Raw genomic sequence first — 15,619 nt, 5'->3', positions numbered from 1 at the left:
GGCTCTTTTCCAGATTTCGACTTAAAGTCTTTCCGGTAGATTTGGGGGTTTACTCTAGAGGCAATCCCAGAGAGTTAATTTGACCGATAAGCTCCGTGAAGTTTTCTACTTCCAGTTCCAGAACTTCTTCCCTTGTCATGCCTATGGACATTTCCCCGTCCACGGAAAGCCGCTCAGGCCCTCTGCGTACGATCCTGTCTACCCCGTCTCTTCTAAGGGCTTCTTTGATTTCCATATCATGGACAAAAGCCCTTCCCGGAATAAAGACCGTTTCCGTCACCTCAGAAAGATCCAGAGCTTTGAAATCATCAATTGTAATAAGGCAGCCGATATCCTTTTTCACTGGAATCACGTTTACAGTTCCTCCAAGGGCTTCAAATATTTCCGTAAGCCTGGAGGCTGCTACCTGCCCGGTAATGATGGTTGCTTTTTTGCTTACTCTGGGAAGTTTTAAAAGGGCTTCAGGCACGTTACGGATTGCAAAAGGTGAGCCGATTAACGGGTCTTCCAGTGGCGTTCCTGTGATTCTGATCGAAGGGTGCTTCTCTGCGGAACTGCGTACAATTTCAGTAAATTCGGATACCGTGTGTGGAGTTATTCCCGGAATGATGGGGGAATTATTGAGAATCAAGCCATTTTCCTGGAAGTTTGCAAATCTCATCAGTATAGCTCCCTTTGCACCCATATTTTCCAGGTCACAGAGGGTCTTTTCGAGGACTTCTCCATCATTTATTCCCGGAAGGAGCACTATTGCTCCGTAGACTTCACAGTGGGTACAGAAGTCCCTGAGAACCTGAATGGAAGCTTCTGGTTCGGGATCTTTCATATATTCGGCTCTCAAAGCCGGGTCTGTCGCAAAGACCGTGAAACTGACTTCCGTAACCCCGTTGTCTATGTAGAAAAGAGCATCATCAGGCTTACTGAAGCCTTTTCCGCTGGTATATCCCAGATGTATCGGGGTGTTGAATTGAGATAGAAAAGTAATGAGACTCTTCAGTTCGGGATAACAGCTTAAGTCTCCTCCCCCGCTGACAGTGAATTTTTTTACCTCTCCGCTTGTGAAGTAAAGCTTGTTTGCAGTTTCTTCGAGTACCATCTGAAGGGACTTGAAGCCTGAATACGATTCTTTTACACTGCGAGTACAGTAATCGCACCCTTTTTTAAAAGGGAGGCAATACTTGCAGCCGAGGGGCTGAATGTCTTTGACCTTCTTAAAGTAACAATATTTGCAAAAACCTTTGCAGTCTACCCCGGGATTTCCGCCTACGTCGACAACTACTTCCATATTAAACTTTCGTATTAAGAGGATATTACTAAATCTTTTTGGTATTATTCTCCTGATATAATCCTTACATTTTAAAGAAAATTAAATTATATTGCTTTTTTCTCAGAAAAATACTTAAATAAGTGTTAGGGGAAAATTTTGGTAGATTTGAGTAACCCTGAAATTTATTTTTTCCATTGCTACCGTTTTTTTATATAAAACAAGAAAAATAGATTTTATCTTAATAAAATGATTTTTAAAAAAATCCATGAATTCCTCTAGCGGGGAACACAAAAGATTTAAGTACCTTCTAAACGAATGAGATTTCATTGGGAAAGTGGACACTTAAAAACGACGCGGTACTTGATTTGTGAGTGCTTTTGCACTCGAGTAGGTGACCAGTCCCAAAATGATTTTAATAAATTAAGGAGGAAATTAAAGTGTCTGACACAGTAGACATCTACGACGACAGAGGAAAACTGCTCGAGAGCAATGTCGACATTATGTCCCTTGCTCCAACAAGAAACGCAGCAATTAAAAAGATTATCTTGGACACCAAGAGGTCAGTTGCAGTCTCCCTCGCAGGTATTCAGGGCGCACTTGCCAGCGGCAAGATGGGCGGAAAGGGCCGTCAGATCTTAGGCCGCGGACTCAACTACGATCTTGTAGGCAACGCTGATGCTATTGCAGAAAATGTTAAGAATCTCGTCCAGGTCGATGAAGGCGACGACACCAGTGTTAAGGTCATTAAGGGCGGAAAGAGCCTGCTTATTCAGGCCCCATCTTCCAGAATTGCCGCCGGCGCTGACTACATGTCCGCAACCACAGTTGGTGCAGCAGCAGTCACCCAGACCATTATTGACATGTTCGGAACCGACATGTACGATGCACCCATTGCAAAGTCAGCTGTCTGGGGTAGCTACCCGCAGACAATGGACCTCATGGGCGGAAACGTTCAGGGTGTTCTGAGCATCCCCCAGAACAACGAAGGTCTTGGCTTCTCCCTCAGGAACATCATGGCCAACCACATTGCAGCAATCACCAGCCGCGGTGCAATGAACGCAGCAGCTCTCTCCTCAATCTATGAGCAGTCCGGTATCTTTGAGATGGGCGGCGCAGTCGGTATGTTCGAGAGGCACCAGCTCCTCGGTCTTGCCTGCCAGGGTCTCAACGCCAACAATGTCGTTTATGATATCGTAAAGGAAAATGGAAAGGACGGCACCATCGGAACCGTTATCGAGTCTATTGTCGGCAGGGCAGTTGAAGACGGTGTAATCTCCGTTGACAAGACCGCACCTTCCGGATACAAATTCTACAAGGCAAACGACGTCCCAATGTGGAACGCTTATGCCGCAGCCGGTACCCTTGCAGCTACTTTTGTAAACTGTGGTGCAGGCCGTGCAGCCCAGAACGTCTCCTCAACACTTCTGTACTTCAACGACATCCTTGAGAAGGAAACCGGTCTCCCAGGATGCGACTACGGTAAAGTACAGGGTGTCGCAGTAGGATTCTCATTCTTCAGCCACTCAATCTATGGTGGCGGTGGACCTGGTGTCTTCAACGGTAACCACGTCGTTACCAGGCACTCCAGAGGATTCGCAATTCCCTGCGTATGCGCAGCAGTAGCTCTGGATGCAGGTACTCAGATGTTCACAATCGAATCAACATCTGGCCTCATCGGTGACGTTTTCGGATCGATCGAGGAATTCCGCCAGCCGATTAAGGCAGTTGCAGGAGCGCTCTAAACAAATTAAGTGAAAGGTCTAAAGATGTCAGACTCTGCTTCAAACACGGAAGATTCCATACAAATCGAAATCTTTCCCAGTAGAATCCTGTCTCCTGAAACAGCTCAGAAACTTATCTCTGAGCTCTATCAGGTTGACGGGATAATCCGCGTTATGGTTCAGGGCCCAAGACTCCCGGAAAGGGTTTCTGCGGGTCCTGGTACCGGGGAAAAGGTCGAACACCCCCTAAGGAAGCCTATTCAGATCGGAGATCAGGTTATTGAGCTTAAGATCAGTGTAGGCAGGATCAGGCTTGAAATCGAAAACGCCGAAACTAAAGAAAAAGTCAGGTCAGTATGCGACAAGATGCTCCCGTTCTCTTTTGAATTCAGGGAAGGGCATTTCCTCAGAAGAAAGCCGACCGTTACTGACTATGCAAAACTTGGTCCTGAAACCGACCCTCGCTTGCTTGGTATGGTAGATCCCAAAGCCAAGGTAAACCAGCTCGTCTTCATCGAGAAACGAGAGAAAGAAGATGACACTGATAAAGATGAGTGAATAAGTATGATGATCGACCGGGAAACACAGGTAGTTGACTGCCGATGCGGCGCAGGACTTGGTAAGGGAGGAGGGCTTGCTCAAAGAGGCACTCTTTCGGAAGCCGGGCGTGCCGACGTGGTTGCTATTGCCATGAGTCCCGGACAGAGGCATATCACGAAGCCGGTATGTGAGATTACATACGGAATGAGGAGAGAAAACATTCAGGTGAGTGTGCTTGTACTCTACTCAGGTTCAGGAATACCCGAATCTGGCATGAGGACTGGATCATTTGTTCTGAGTCCGGTAGAAGTCGCACAGATTGAAATGCACAAGCTGGCTGTTATTCACCTCGGAAATATCAAGGACCACGTAATCAGAAAAACCAGGGAGATCCTGAGCCAGGCTGACATACCGGCAATTGTTGTCAGCCAGATCCCGGTGGATTTTGAGGATTTTGCAGAAGCAGGGATAAAGACGAGATTAGTGATGCCAAGGGATGAAAATATTCGTACCAAAGGAATTGTAATGGATATGGTAAGTGGAGTTACACGTGGTGACTTCTGTCCCAGGGATAAACTAAATTCAATCGTTAAATACGTCAAGACGACACTAGACCAATTAGAAGATCATAAAGGAGTTGCATGAGATGGCATACGAAGCACAGTATTATCCAGGCGCTACATCCGTCGGCGCTAACAGAAGAAAGCACATGTCCGGAAAACTTGAGAAACTCAGGGAAATTTCCGACGAAGACTTAACTGCAGTCCTCGGACACCGTGCCCCAGGGAGCGACTACCCAAGCACCCACCCACCACTTGCAGAGATGGGCGAGCCTGCATGTTCTATCCGCGAGGCTGTAGCAGCAACACCCGGTGCAGCAGCAGGAGACAGGGTCAGGTACGTTCAGTTCGCTGACTCAATGTACAACGCTCCGGCTACCCCGTACTTCAGATCATACTTCGCAGCAATCAACTTCAGAGGTGTAGACCCAGGTACCCTTTCCGGCCGTCAGATTGTTGAAGCCCGTGAAAGAGACATGGAACAGTGCGCCAAGGTCCAGATGGAAACCGAAATGACTGACCCCGCACTCGCAGGTATGCGTGGTGCAACAGTCCACGGTCACTCTGTCCGTCTCCAGGAAGACGGTGTAATGTTCGACATGCTTGACAGGAGAAGACTCGAAGGTGGCGTCATTATTATGGATAAGGACCAGGTTGCAATCCCACTCGACAGGAAAGTAAACCTCGGCAAGCCAATGTCCAGCGAAGAAGCCGCAAAGAGGACCACCATCTACCGTGTGGACAATGTAGCCTTCAGGGACGACGCAGAAGTCATTGAATGGGTACACAGAGTATTCGACCAGAGAACAAGCTACGGATTCCAGCCGAAATGAGGTGATCATAATGGCAGCAGACATTTTCGCTAAATTCAAGAAGTCAATGGAAGTCAAGTTCACACAGGAATACGGTTCAAACAAGCAGGCTGGCGGCGACATCACCGGCAAGACCGAAAAATTCCTGAGACTCGGCCCTGAACAGGATGCAAGAAAGCAGGAAATGATTAAGGCCGGGAAAGAAATCGCAGAGAAGAGAGGCATTGCATTCTACAACCCGATGATGCACATGGGTGCCCCTCTCGGTCAGCGTGCAATCACTCCTTACACCATTTCCGGAACTGACATTGTTGCAGAACCTGACGACCTCCACTACGTCAACAACGCTGCAATGCAGCAGATGTGGGATGACATCAGGAGAACCTGTATCGTCGGTCTTGACATGGCTCACGAGACCCTTGAGAAGAGGCTTGGTAAGGAAGTTACCCCTGAAACCATCAACCATTATTTAGAGACCCTCAACCACGCCATGCCCGGTGCAGCAGTGGTTCAGGAAATGATGGTCGAAACCCACCCCGCTCTTGTGGACGACTGTTATGTAAAGATCTTCACCGGTGACGACGAACTTGCAGACGAAATCGACAAGCAGTACGTCATCAACGTCAACAAGATGTTCTCTGAAGAACAGGCAGCCCAGATTAAGGCCTCCATCGGCAAGACAACCTGGCAGGCAATCCACATTCCAACAATTGTCTCCAGAACAACTGACGGTGCTCAGACCTCCAGGTGGGCAGCCATGCAGATCGGTATGTCCTTCATCTCCGCATACGCAATGTGCGCCGGTGAAGCAGCCGTCGCTGACCTGTCCTTCGCTGCAAAGCACGCAGCCCTTGTCTCCATGGGTGAAATGCTCCCCGCAAGGCGTGCCCGCGGACCAAACGAGCCCGGTGGACTTTCCTTCGGTCACCTCTCAGACATCGTCCAGACAAGCCGTGTATCCAAAGACCCCGCAAAGATTGCCCTTGAAGTAGTCGGCGCAGGCTGTATGCTCTACGACCAGATCTGGCTCGGATCCTACATGTCCGGTGGTGTCGGGTTCACCCAGTATGCAACTGCTGCATACACCGATGACATCCTCGACAACAACACCTACTATGACGTTGACTACATCAACGACAAGTACAACGGTGCTGCAAATCTGGGCACTGACAACAAGGTTAAGGCAACCCTCGACGTCGTAAAGGACATCGCAACCGAGTCCACACTCTACGGTATCGAGACCTACGAGAAATTCCCGACTGCCCTTGAAGACCACTTCGGTGGATCCCAGAGAGCAACCGTGCTCGCAGCTGCATCCGGTGTTGCATGTGCCCTTGCAACCGGAAACGCCAACGCTGGTCTCTCCGGCTGGTACCTCTCCATGTATGTCCACAAGGAAGCATGGGGCCGCCTCGGCTTCTTCGGTTTCGACCTGCAGGACCAGTGTGGTGCCACAAACGTTCTGTCCTACCAGGGCGACGAAGGTCTCCCAGACGAACTCCGTGGTCCAAACTACCCGAACTACGCAATGAACGTCGGTCACCAGGGCGGATACGCAGGTATCGCTCAGGCAGCCCACTCAGGCCGCGGCGACGCATTCACCGTCAACCCGCTCCTCAAGGTCTGCTTCGCTGACGAACTCATGCCCTTCAACTTCGCAGAGCCAAGGAGAGAGTTCGGCCGCGGTGCCATCAGAGAGTTCATGCCTGCTGGTGAGAGATCCCTCGTCATCCCGGCAAAATAAACTCAATAAATCAAACACTTTAAAACAGAGTAGGCCTTCGGGCCTGCTTTTTTCCCTCTTTTTTCCATACTGGCTTTTCTTTACTGTTTTTCCGGAAATCTCTATTTATTTAAGAGCTACCTCTAAACAATATTCTGTACAAATTCTAAATTTGGGCTTATTTGTTTTTAAAAATATAACAGAAAAAGGGAATAAAGACGGCAGTAAACGTTAGAAATAGGAAGAATAAGAAAGGGAGGAGGTTAATTTCCTTCAAATCACAACAACTTTTCTGCCTAATTTGCCTGCGGCTTCCACAAATTCTGCTGTATCCACACCGGGAAACGTATCTATAATACAAATATCGAATTTTTCATCCAAACAATTCGCTAATTCTCTTACATCCATACTATAAATTTCAAATTTCTCTCCGGATGCTATTAATTCTTCCCCGCTGCCTGAAAGTTTGACCGGAAATCCATTTGTTTCCAGATTAATCAAAGTGGTTTCTATTGCAGGCTTCCATATATCATTAAAAACAACTTTTTGCGCACCGGCTTTAAGGCACGCTATTCCCAGTGTTCCGGGGCCACAAGTGCAATCAAGAACAGCAGGCCTATCGTAATCTTTCAAAGCTTCTTTAAGTCTCTCTATTTTGGGGGATTCTACTGTTGGAAACTCTATATGAATTTCATGCTGATATTTGTATATCCCCAAAGCCCCGTAAGGAGTTTGTATTATGTCACATCTCAAGTCGCATCCGGCGAGAAGTTCATATACATGAGAATTGGAGTCGGAATCTTTTATACCCACAGTTTTTCTTGCATCTCCTTTTAAGACCCCTTTAACTTCTCCAACTTCCTTTACAATTCTTTCAGCACATTTTTTATCTACTCTGTCGGATAATATTACTATAGAATTCTCAGGCAAATAGGGAACAGAATCGGTCGGATAGCCAGGGGTCACAAGAGGAACACAGGCATTTCTCAAATTGGCTTTTTTATTTTTTATTCCTTCATCGATCATTACTTTTAGCACGTGAGCCATTACAATATCAAGTTGCCTCTTCCCGCATTTACAACTTCCAAAATGGTTATCTATTTCATCCAGGTTAATCTGTTCTGCCAGAGGAGAGAATTTCCTTATTTTTTCTGTTTTGCAATCGTTGCATGGTTTATAGAATAATTCAAGGTCTTTCAGTACTTCCGAAACAGGGATTATGCATGTATCTCCACACCTACATCTTATTTCCATATGCTTAAATATGGATATTTTCTATAAGTACTATGCCATTTCTTATTATTCCCAAATTCTGGTCCGGATTCGTTTAGAAGGTAAATGATTTCTTTGACTGATTGGAAGTTAATTCAAAAAAGAAAACGCTGAAAGGATGAGGATTTCTTTCATAATCAGTTCTCAAAGTTAAATAAAATCTGAATTAGTCCGGATTTAATCTGCATTTGTGAATATAGATTTTTAATCTGCAGGTCGTCCACCTTTACATGATTGATATTTTTGAAAAACAAGTCTGCCTCAATTTTCTGAATTCTTCCCCATACAACCTTATTTACTGTACTTTATCGTTCCTGTCCCGCCCGAGTTTTGCTTCCCGAGTTTCGCTTCGGGAGCACGAAGTCCTTTTCGCTCGCTTTGCTCGCTCAAGAGGACTAATTGCTATATCTCTCACCTGTACAACCTTATTTGCTATACATAGTCATTCTTGTCCCGTTAGACGCAGGAGAGCGGTCTTTCCTTAAAAGACAAAAAAGAGAACGTAAATAAAAATACAGCATGCCAGAAAGTAAAAGCTTCTGAGACGCTTGTGAGTGTAAAAGATAACAGCATCAAAAGGTAGAAATTTTGATCTTATTTCTCTTTAATTTCTGCTTTTTCTGCTTTTTCTGCTTTTTCTGCTTTTTGTGAAAGGCCGCCAGACAAGCCGGCGGAGGCGCTTATATTTATCTATGAATTTTAATGAGATGCCCCAGGTCAAGATCTAAATTCACCTGTTCCTTTTTTGCGTTGCAGAAGAGAAAAGTTCAGCCCTGCAAGGAGTAGAATCAAAAAACAAAAGATCCCGGTTTTCAGATATCTGAATAATATCAACTGATTAATACGGGACCACCAATCTGCACCTAATCAGCAATTGGGAATCTGGATTCTATTTTCAACTCATTCTTCCGAAATCTGTTTAATCTTTACTCCAAGATTGGACATATCTTCAAAGAAGTCCGGATAAGAGATCGCTACGGACTCGGTTGTGTCAATTGTCGTATTACCTGCTACCATCCCTGCAAGGGCAAGGGACATAACAATCCTGTGGTCATCCCAGCCGTGAACTTCTGCTCCTTTCAGTTCTCCTCCGGTGATGGTCAGGCTATCCTTCTCTTCTTTAAGCTTGACTCCAAGTTTCGGGAGTTCGGTTGCAAGGGCGCTAAGACGGTCTGTTTCCTTATATCGGACATGTTCGGCATTTTCTATCCTGCTTGTCCCTTCGGCAACTGCTGCCAGGACGGCGACAGTCGGGACAAGGTCAGGGGTTGCTCCGGCATCAAAGGTAACAGCTTTTAATTTTCTTCCTCCTCTGACGGTCACAATACCGGCTTCCCTGTCCCAGGTGATATCTGCTCCCATCTGCTTCAGGGTTTCAATAATTAATTTGTCTCCCTGTTTTGAGGGGAAGAGGTTTTTAACGGTAATTTCGGACCCCTCGGTCATGGCTGCGGCTGCAAGCAGGTAAGACGCCGAAGAAAAGTCGCCTGGAATGGTATATTCTTTGAGGTCGTATTTCTGCTTTCCAGGGATGATGAACTTCGTGCCGTTATTCTCATCGGTGTGGATTTTGACTCCTGCCAGTTCAAGCATCTCAATGGTTACGTCTACGTAGGGTCTTGACTTCAGTTTCCCTATAATGGAAAGTGTGGTACTGTTTTCTGCAAGAGGGCAGGCTATAAGAAGGGCAGAGATAAATTGCGAACTGATAGAGCCTTCAATGCTCACTTTTTTTCCCTCAAGCCCGCCTTTGACTACAAGCGGGGCCTTTTCGTTTCCCCGGGTAGAACAGGCACTGGCTCCCAGCTGGTTAAGGGTTTTGAGAAGGGGCCCGTTTGGCCGAGTGCGGAGAGAAGAGTCTCCGGTAAGTACCGTGATCCCATCCGTGAGCCCTGCTATTGCGGTCATGAGTCGAAGGGTTGTCCCTGAGTTTGCAGCATCAATCACATCATCGGGAACATTGGGTTTTCCATTAAATCCGTGAATTATGAGATTTTCTTCCTCGCGTTTAACCGAGGCTCCGAACATCTCGGAAGCTCTGATTGTGGCAAGGGTATCGGCTGAGAGCAGGGGGCGGCGAACGATTGATTCGTTTGAAAGGGCTGCCAGGGTTATAGCCCTGTGGGTATAACTCTTTGAAGAAGGGGCAAAAACTTCCCCTTTGACCGAGGATTTGCTGATGGAAACGCGCATGTATAATCAGAGCTCTTCGATTTTTTTCATTCCGGGTTTTTTTTCCTGAGATTCAAATGCCTGCTTTTTTGATTAAAATTTGCTTGAAAACTTTTCAGTTTCAGTTTATGCCTTTCACGATATTTTCTACCATGTCCCAGTCGTGGTCATAGACATGGGCTGAAATACTGACTGTGGTGATCATTCCCGGCTCTACTCCAACTCTTCCGGCAACGTATTCAAGGAGTTTCGAGAGCCCGTAAAGGTTTGCAGGATAGGCTCCTCCGAAGTCGTGACTCCTGAAGAGGGTTGTGAGGTGGACTTTCCCGTCCCGGATCTTGAAGTCGTCCAGGATCATGCAGGGGACTTCATTGACTTTCGTGTCCACAGGCGGGATCCAGGTGACAGCCGTAGCCCGCCGGGAAGTGGGGCTTTCCTGCAGTTTCTCGATTACGTATTCGATCTGGTCTACTTCTTCATTCCAGTTCCTGAGGCGTTGCCCGTAGGTGTATTCAAAGTCCTGTGCGTTTTCGCCCGAGATCAGCTGTTTTGCATACTCTTCGAGCCTTTCTTCGTTCCAGGCTGTATCTTCGGGAATCCTGTCAGTATAGGGGTTTTCAATTACCACCATCAGGTCCATAAACTCCCGGATCTGGCTCCCCCTTTCGTCGGTAATTACCTGCCCGTGGTTCCAGATGATGTTAAGCCCTCGGTACCATGCATCAGAGATATTCTTTGCCCTGATGATCCTGCCAATCTCAAATTTGTCTTCCATAGAAAATCCCCGGATCAGATTAGGATAGGGTATTGACAATCAACGTAATAATTTACATATATCGTTATTGAGAAAATACTTTCCAGACCCTACATCTTTTATCTGCCTTCCCGAGCGTTTTCTTAGAAATGGCAAATAAGAACCGGTAAATCTGCTGTACGGGTGGGTCCGGATTTCTTACCTTTTGTCAGTACATTCATCATAAACTGATGCTTTTGCTGACTGTCTTTTATTGACTATTCATCCTTTCCATTTTATCTATCACTTTCTTTTATAAGTGCTTTTTCTCATGCGAAGCCTGGTAATTTTCCGTGTAATCTGATAACATATAGCATGCTCGATTTAAAAAAATACCGGGCAAACTTCCAGAGAGAAAATGAGGCTGGAAACAAGACAGGAAACGAGAGAGGGAACGAGACAAGAAACGAGGCAGGAGGTGAGACAGGAAAAATGAATAAATTATGCAGGGGGTCAAAAAAATTAAAAATGAAATGCAAGAATGAAAGACAAAGAACAAAAGAGAAAGTAAAAGTAAAAAATGTTTTAGAGGGCTTTAGAATCTCATTGCCCTCAGGCGTTTTACCCTCTCATCGGTTACGGGATGGGTCCTGAAGAGAGACTGGAGCGTTCCACCCTTGAGCGGGTTTACGATGAACATGTGTGCACTGGTCTCTTTTGCCTGGACGTCCCTGATGCTTGGCTGGAAGTGGGAATTCCCGTATTCGAGCTTTTCCAGGGCATCGGCAAGAGCCCAGGGTTTTTTAGAGATTCTTGCCCCTTCTTCGTCAGCTGCAAATTCCCTTGACCTTGAGATTGCAAGCTGGATCAGGGTTGCAGCAAGCGGAGCAAGCACTGCCATTACGATAAACCCGATGATGCCTCCATTGTCGTCGTCCCTACCGCCAAAGCCGCCGAAGATTGCAGCCCAGCGAGCCCAGGTAGCCAGCATGGTAATTACACCTGCAAAGGTTGCAGCCACCGCACTGATCAGGGTGTCCCTGTTCTTTACGTGTGCAAGCTCGTGTGCCAGCACACCTTCGATCTCCTCATAGGAGAGCAGGTTGAGAATCCCGGTCGTAACAGCTACAGCCGCATGCTGCGGGTTCCTGCCCGTTGCAAATGCGTTTGGCATTCCGGAATCAACAACATATACTTTGGGCTTTGGAATATTTGCTTTCAGAGCCAGCCCGTCAACAATCCTGTGAAGGTTCGGGGACTCTGCAGGGGTAACTTCTCTTGCCCTGTACATTTTCAGTACAATCTTGTCGCTGTACCAGTAACTTCCAAAGTTCATGATTACTGCGAAAAGAAAGGCAATAATCATCCCGCCCGTTCCCCCGAAGTAATCTCCGATAAGTACGAGGAGCCCTGTCAGGGAAGCGAGCAGAACTGTGGTTCTAAGCATATTTTTCATGACTTCTCACACGACGTCCTCCCAGGCTAATGTCTGGGTTTTCGGTCTTTTGATACGTATGTTTTGCAGTTGTTTCTGTAATTTTGATTGGTTAGTATCAAACATATATCTCTTGGTTACAGATATATATTTTTTACCTCATTTCCGGGAGATTTGTACTTTTGTGCCATTTTAGTTTCCTGGTTCATCCAAAAATACATTTTAATTCCATAATATAGAAAATTTATTTCTCAAATGGGAAGTTTTATTTTTTTACAAAAAGTCTCATTCCATCTTCTGGTGCAACTCTCATATTTTAAGTTGCAACAGCCGTTAGAGTCCCGGTTTAGAGATAATTGTATTGATTTTATCTTCGAAATTTGTTTTTAGTTCGATTTCAAACTATTATATGGGAGTTTCAAGTATATATTATTTATTGAAAGAAATTTTTATCAAACTTTTTTGGATGAAAGTAAATGAAGCTTGGATTTTTCCATCACTGTAGCTTCATTATTGCAGATTTTTGATTCCTATCGGTTTCAACAAGTTGCATGTTTCAATAAGTTACATGTTTATGCTTAACTTCCGGGGCTAATCAGTGTCTAAAGAAGGATGCTTCTTTCAAGCTGAATGCTCAGCATTCAGATAACTCCATCTTCAAAATAATCGGTGTCCGTCTTCTTCACTTCATATGATTTGACCTTCGAAACCCCAACATCATATTCAATCATCAGCCTTGCAAGCATTTCCCCATCGATAAGGACAATATTTCCTGTAAAGTCGGCATATTCAATAGCTTCTTTTGAAAAATTCGAGGTCGTTATGAAGACTCCCTTCTTTGCTTTTCTTCCTATCAGAGCACCGGCGAACTTCTGAATTTCAGGCCTTGTGACTGTACCTTCCCAGCGCTTAGCCTGGATATAAATAACATCAAGCCCGAGCCTGTCTTCTTTTATAATGCCATCAATACCGCCGTCGTGACTTTTGCCAACAGCTTTCCCGGCATCGGCTCTTGAACCTCCATAGCCCATTTTTGTAAGAACATCTACGACCAGTGATTCAAAGAAACTGGCTGAACATTTCTTTATAATGGAGAGAATCTCGGAGACTAGCTCGTTATGAAGTTTCTGATATGCGATTTCGAGGGTTTCTTTTGGGTCTAAATTTTCAGGTTCTATTTTGTTAGGGCCTATAGTCTCTATCTGTTTTCCTTGATTGCGGAATTCATTAAACTCTTCATACCGCTTCAAAAAATTAACATCAATGGAAGGAGGTTTTTCTCTAAGAACATCCATTCCTCTCTGGGTAATGGAAAAATATCCCTTTTTTCTGGATTCCAGCAGTCCGGCCTTTTTCAGATAAGTATTAGCCCATCCGACTCTATTCTTAAAAATAGCTTGCTGGCCGCTTGGCAGTAGCTCTTTTCTTTCTTCCTCACTCAGTCTGAATTCTTCGGCTAACTGTTCAATTGCATCACGGATTCGATGCTCTTTGCCGTCTTCTGCATACTTTAACAGAGGGAGCATTACGGATTGATAATCTGGAATTACCATCAAACCACTCAAAAGTCATTTTCTTATCCAAATTTTTGAATGTCTTTCCTTTTATGGTTTGCTATTTTCTTATGTCGCCCTTCAATTTCATATTCCAATTTCACCAGCCCACTCTCATACCTCTCCGTGTCAATCATCCTGAGCCTGACCTCCTTCCCAATCCGGTCAAAAAGCGGAATCCCACTCCCAAGAATAACCGGAACAACGAAAACAATCATATCCTGCACAAGGTCTTCTTCGAGAAATACCCTGATAAGCTGTGAACCGCCCACGAGCCAGATATTCTCATCAGTATTTTCCTTCAGCCGGCGCACAAATTCCCCGACGTTTCCGGAAACAAATTCTACGTTTTTTTCCCGGCGCAGGGGTTCTTTTTGTCTGGTAAAAACATACGTTTTCTTCTCCCCGTAAGGCCATACTCCGAAGTCTAGGACCTGTTCATAGGTCTTTCTGCCTATAAGGACTGTGCCGATCGACGCGTAAAATTCGGAATATCCGTAGTCGGTTTCGGAACTGTTTTCGTATTCGGTTAACCAGTCTACGCTTCCGCCTTTTCGGGCGATGAAGCCGTCGAGGCTGCAGGCGATGTAGAGTTTTATTCTGGGATTATTTTCTTTCACTGCCCCTTCCCCTTTCAGTGATTGTTACTTGATTTTATGTGATTTTGCTTTTTATTTATTGTTTCATTTCAGTTGTTTCATGGTTCAGGCCGTTCGCAAGCGAACGGGACAGGACAGACGGGAATAAGCTATTTATGTAGCTCGGATGAAGTTTTTTGCTCTTATTTTTTTGCTCTTCTTTTACCGAATTAAGCTGAGAAACAGCAGGTCTCTCTCATAATGGTCTCTTATGGAAGACCAGAATAAGGAAAAGTTGGTCTCCTATATAATACCAAATTTTCAGTAAAATGGTCTCTTATAAAAGACCATGGAAAAAAAGGAGCTTTTCAACAAGCCTTAGAGGCCGAACTCTTTCCTTTTACCTCTTTATCCCCTGGATTTTCGGGAGTATCTGGCTTTTCGGGGAGTTGAGCCTGTTCAGGATTTTGAGTACTCCAAGCAGCGTTTTGAACTTAAGAAGCTCTTTAAGGAATATCTCTATGAAGGGGGATTTCCCGAAGTCGTGCTCGAAGTTCCGGAGCTCCGGAAGAAGATTCTTCAGGATTACTTTGAAATGATGATCTACAGGGATCTTGTGGAACGTTTCTCCATCCGGAATACCACCCTGCTCAAAGTTCTCACAAAATATCTGGTCACAAACATCGGAAATCTTTTCAGTGTAACTTCCTACTACAAAGCGATAAAACAGGATCAGGAAGTCTCAAAAGGTACTCTCCTCGAATACATCTCTCACCTGGAGGACATCTCCCTTGTCTATTTTCTGCCACTCTTCAGCTACTCTTTAAAGGCACAGGCAATAAACCCCCGAAAGGTCTACTGCATAGACAACGGACTTCGGAATGCCGTATCTTTCACCTTTTCTAAGGATGAAGGCAGGCTTGCCGAAAATCTGGTTTTCCTCGAACTCATGCGCCGGGAAAAAGAGATATATTACTGAAAAAATGAAGGTGAGGTGGATTTCGTGGTGAAGGAAAAAGACATCTCTCTTACAGCCATAAATGTCTCCTACACCGATAGGATCGAAGAAAGGGAAATCCGGGCACTGGAAGAGTTTTCAGGGGTTGAAGGATTCGGGGGTCAGGTGAAAGAACTCCTTCTGCTCACAAAAGACACTGAAAAAAAAGAAAATGGAGTCAGGTACATGCCGTTGTGGAAGTGGGTACTGAAAACCTGGTAAATGCATGGGAATGAATTTTTGCTATTGTTTGAGA

General features: G+C 45.4%; 15 protein-coding genes. 8 read left to right on the top strand and 7 right to left on the bottom strand.

The genetic code is table 11. The features are described 5' to 3' along the window. Positions 1-49: 49 nt before the first annotated feature. Entirely contained in the window at positions 50-1,285 is a 1,236-nt protein-coding gene (gene mmp10 / locus MA_RS23725) for a methyl coenzyme M reductase-arginine methyltransferase Mmp10 (RefSeq protein WP_011024424.1), read from the bottom strand. A 419-nt stretch (positions 1,286-1,704) separates the two neighbouring features. On the opposite strand from mmp10, the gene mcrB reads away from it, so the two are divergent. The 5 genes from mcrB to mcrA are packed head-to-tail and all read left to right on the top strand — an operon-like array spanning position 1,705 to position 6,644. Continuing rightward, positions 1,705-3,009 (top strand): coenzyme-B sulfoethylthiotransferase subunit beta, encoded by a 1,305-nt coding sequence (mcrB, locus tag MA_RS23720; RefSeq protein ID WP_011024423.1) that lies wholly within the window; start codon positions 1,705-1,707, stop codon positions 3,007-3,009. Positions 3,010-3,033: 24 nt separating this feature from the next. Next, a complete protein-coding gene (mcrD, locus tag MA_RS23715) occupies positions 3,034-3,546 on the top strand; it encodes a methyl-coenzyme M reductase operon protein D (RefSeq protein WP_011024422.1) in 513 nt (170 codons plus the stop codon). A 6-nt stretch (positions 3,547-3,552) separates the two neighbouring features. Beyond that, positions 3,553-4,173, top strand: a complete 621-nt coding sequence (mcrC, locus tag MA_RS23710; protein ID WP_011024421.1) for a methyl-coenzyme M reductase I operon protein C — start codon at positions 3,553-3,555, stop codon at positions 4,171-4,173. A gap of 1 nt (position 4,174) precedes the next feature. Next, the gene (gene mcrG / locus MA_RS23705) at positions 4,175-4,921 is read left to right on the top strand and encodes a coenzyme-B sulfoethylthiotransferase subunit gamma (protein ID WP_011024420.1); all 747 of its coding nucleotides are present in this window, start codon (positions 4,175-4,177) and stop codon (positions 4,919-4,921) included. 10 nt (positions 4,922-4,931) lie between these two features. After that, positions 4,932-6,644 carry a coenzyme-B sulfoethylthiotransferase subunit alpha gene (gene mcrA / locus MA_RS23700; protein WP_011024419.1) on the top strand — a complete coding sequence of 571 codons (1,713 nt, stop codon included), beginning with the start codon at positions 4,932-4,934 and terminating at the stop codon, positions 6,642-6,644. A gap of 252 nt (positions 6,645-6,896) precedes the next feature. On the opposite strand, the gene MA_RS23695 is transcribed toward mcrA, so the two are convergent. The 3 genes from MA_RS23695 to MA_RS23685 all read right to left on the bottom strand — a co-directional run bounded on the left by MA_RS23695 (position 6,897) and on the right by MA_RS23685 (position 10,842). Then, on the bottom strand, positions 6,897-7,877 hold the full coding sequence (locus MA_RS23695) for a 50S ribosomal protein L11 methyltransferase (RefSeq protein WP_011024418.1): 981 nt from the start codon (positions 7,875-7,877) through the stop codon (positions 6,897-6,899). A gap of 918 nt (positions 7,878-8,795) precedes the next feature. Continuing rightward, positions 8,796-10,088 (bottom strand): 3-phosphoshikimate 1-carboxyvinyltransferase, encoded by a 1,293-nt coding sequence (aroA, locus tag MA_RS23690; protein ID WP_011024417.1) that lies wholly within the window; start codon positions 10,086-10,088, stop codon positions 8,796-8,798. A 100-nt stretch (positions 10,089-10,188) separates the two neighbouring features. Next, on the bottom strand, positions 10,189-10,842 hold the full coding sequence (locus tag MA_RS23685; protein WP_048066013.1) for a thymidylate synthase: 654 nt from the start codon (positions 10,840-10,842) through the stop codon (positions 10,189-10,191). A gap of 333 nt (positions 10,843-11,175) precedes the next feature. Here MA_RS23685 and MA_RS27790 point away from each other — a divergent pair, with 333 nt between their 5' ends. Continuing rightward, a complete protein-coding gene (locus tag MA_RS27790) occupies positions 11,176-11,454 on the top strand; it encodes a hypothetical protein (protein WP_157860407.1) in 279 nt (92 codons plus the stop codon). On the opposite strand, the gene htpX is transcribed toward MA_RS27790, so the two are convergent. The 3 genes from htpX to MA_RS23670 all read right to left on the bottom strand — a co-directional run bounded on the left by htpX (position 11,396) and on the right by MA_RS23670 (position 14,408). Next, positions 11,396-12,256: a zinc metalloprotease HtpX gene (htpX, locus tag MA_RS23680; RefSeq protein ID WP_011024415.1), complete on the bottom strand. Its 861-nt coding sequence runs from the start codon at positions 12,254-12,256 to the stop codon at positions 11,396-11,398. The two genes, MA_RS27790 and htpX, sit on opposite strands and share 59 nt — an antisense overlap. A 620-nt stretch (positions 12,257-12,876) precedes the next feature. Further along, a complete protein-coding gene (locus tag MA_RS23675; protein ID WP_011024414.1) occupies positions 12,877-13,788 on the bottom strand; it encodes a restriction endonuclease in 912 nt (303 codons plus the stop codon). A gap of 23 nt (positions 13,789-13,811) precedes the next feature. Beyond that, entirely contained in the window at positions 13,812-14,408 is a 597-nt protein-coding gene (locus tag MA_RS23670) for a dihydrofolate reductase family protein (RefSeq protein ID WP_011024413.1), read from the bottom strand. Positions 14,409-14,910: 502 nt separating this feature from the next. Between MA_RS23670 and MA_RS24875 the strand changes: the two genes are divergently transcribed. Together MA_RS24875 and MA_RS24870 are read left to right on the top strand one after the other, a co-directional pair. Continuing rightward, on the top strand, positions 14,911-15,345 hold the full coding sequence (locus MA_RS24875; RefSeq protein WP_052279225.1) for a DUF4143 domain-containing protein: 435 nt from the start codon (positions 14,911-14,913) through the stop codon (positions 15,343-15,345). Positions 15,346-15,372: 27 nt separating this feature from the next. Continuing rightward, positions 15,373-15,585, top strand: a complete 213-nt coding sequence (locus MA_RS24870) for a hypothetical protein (RefSeq protein WP_157860406.1) — start codon at positions 15,373-15,375, stop codon at positions 15,583-15,585. The last annotated feature ends 34 nt before the right edge of the window (positions 15,586-15,619 follow it).

Source organism: Methanosarcina acetivorans C2A (assembly GCF_000007345.1).
GTDB classification, from domain to species: Archaea; Halobacteriota; Methanosarcinia; order Methanosarcinales; family Methanosarcinaceae; genus Methanosarcina; species Methanosarcina acetivorans.
The sequence above is the reverse complement of the archived record's forward strand: the minus strand, read 5'-3'. Positions and strand labels throughout refer to the sequence as shown.

What these genes read in the sequence shown, in the direction of transcription:
- aroA (WP_011024417.1), bottom strand. Translation starts at nt 10,088, where the DNA reads ATGCGCGTTTCCATCAGCAAATCCTCGGTCAAAGGGGAAGTTTTTGCC.
- MA_RS23675 (WP_011024414.1), bottom strand. Translation starts at nt 13,788, where the DNA reads ATGGTAATTCCAGATTATCAATCCGTAATGCTCCCTCTGTTAAAGTAT.
- mcrG (WP_011024420.1), top strand. Translation starts at nt 4,175, where the DNA reads ATGGCATACGAAGCACAGTATTATCCAGGCGCTACATCCGTCGGCGCT.
- MA_RS23685 (WP_048066013.1), bottom strand. Translation starts at nt 10,842, where the DNA reads ATGGAAGACAAATTTGAGATTGGCAGGATCATCAGGGCAAAGAATATC.
- mcrA (WP_011024419.1), top strand. Translation starts at nt 4,932, where the DNA reads ATGGCAGCAGACATTTTCGCTAAATTCAAGAAGTCAATGGAAGTCAAG.
- mcrC (WP_011024421.1), top strand. Translation starts at nt 3,553, where the DNA reads ATGATGATCGACCGGGAAACACAGGTAGTTGACTGCCGATGCGGCGCA.
- MA_RS23695 (WP_011024418.1), bottom strand. Translation starts at nt 7,877, where the DNA reads ATGGAAATAAGATGTAGGTGTGGAGATACATGCATAATCCCTGTTTCG.
- htpX (WP_011024415.1), bottom strand. Translation starts at nt 12,256, where the DNA reads ATGAAAAATATGCTTAGAACCACAGTTCTGCTCGCTTCCCTGACAGGG.
- mmp10 (WP_011024424.1), bottom strand. Translation starts at nt 1,285, where the DNA reads ATGGAAGTAGTTGTCGACGTAGGCGGAAATCCCGGGGTAGACTGCAAA.
- MA_RS27790 (WP_157860407.1), top strand. Translation starts at nt 11,176, where the DNA reads ATGCTCGATTTAAAAAAATACCGGGCAAACTTCCAGAGAGAAAATGAG.
- mcrD (WP_011024422.1), top strand. Translation starts at nt 3,034, where the DNA reads ATGTCAGACTCTGCTTCAAACACGGAAGATTCCATACAAATCGAAATC.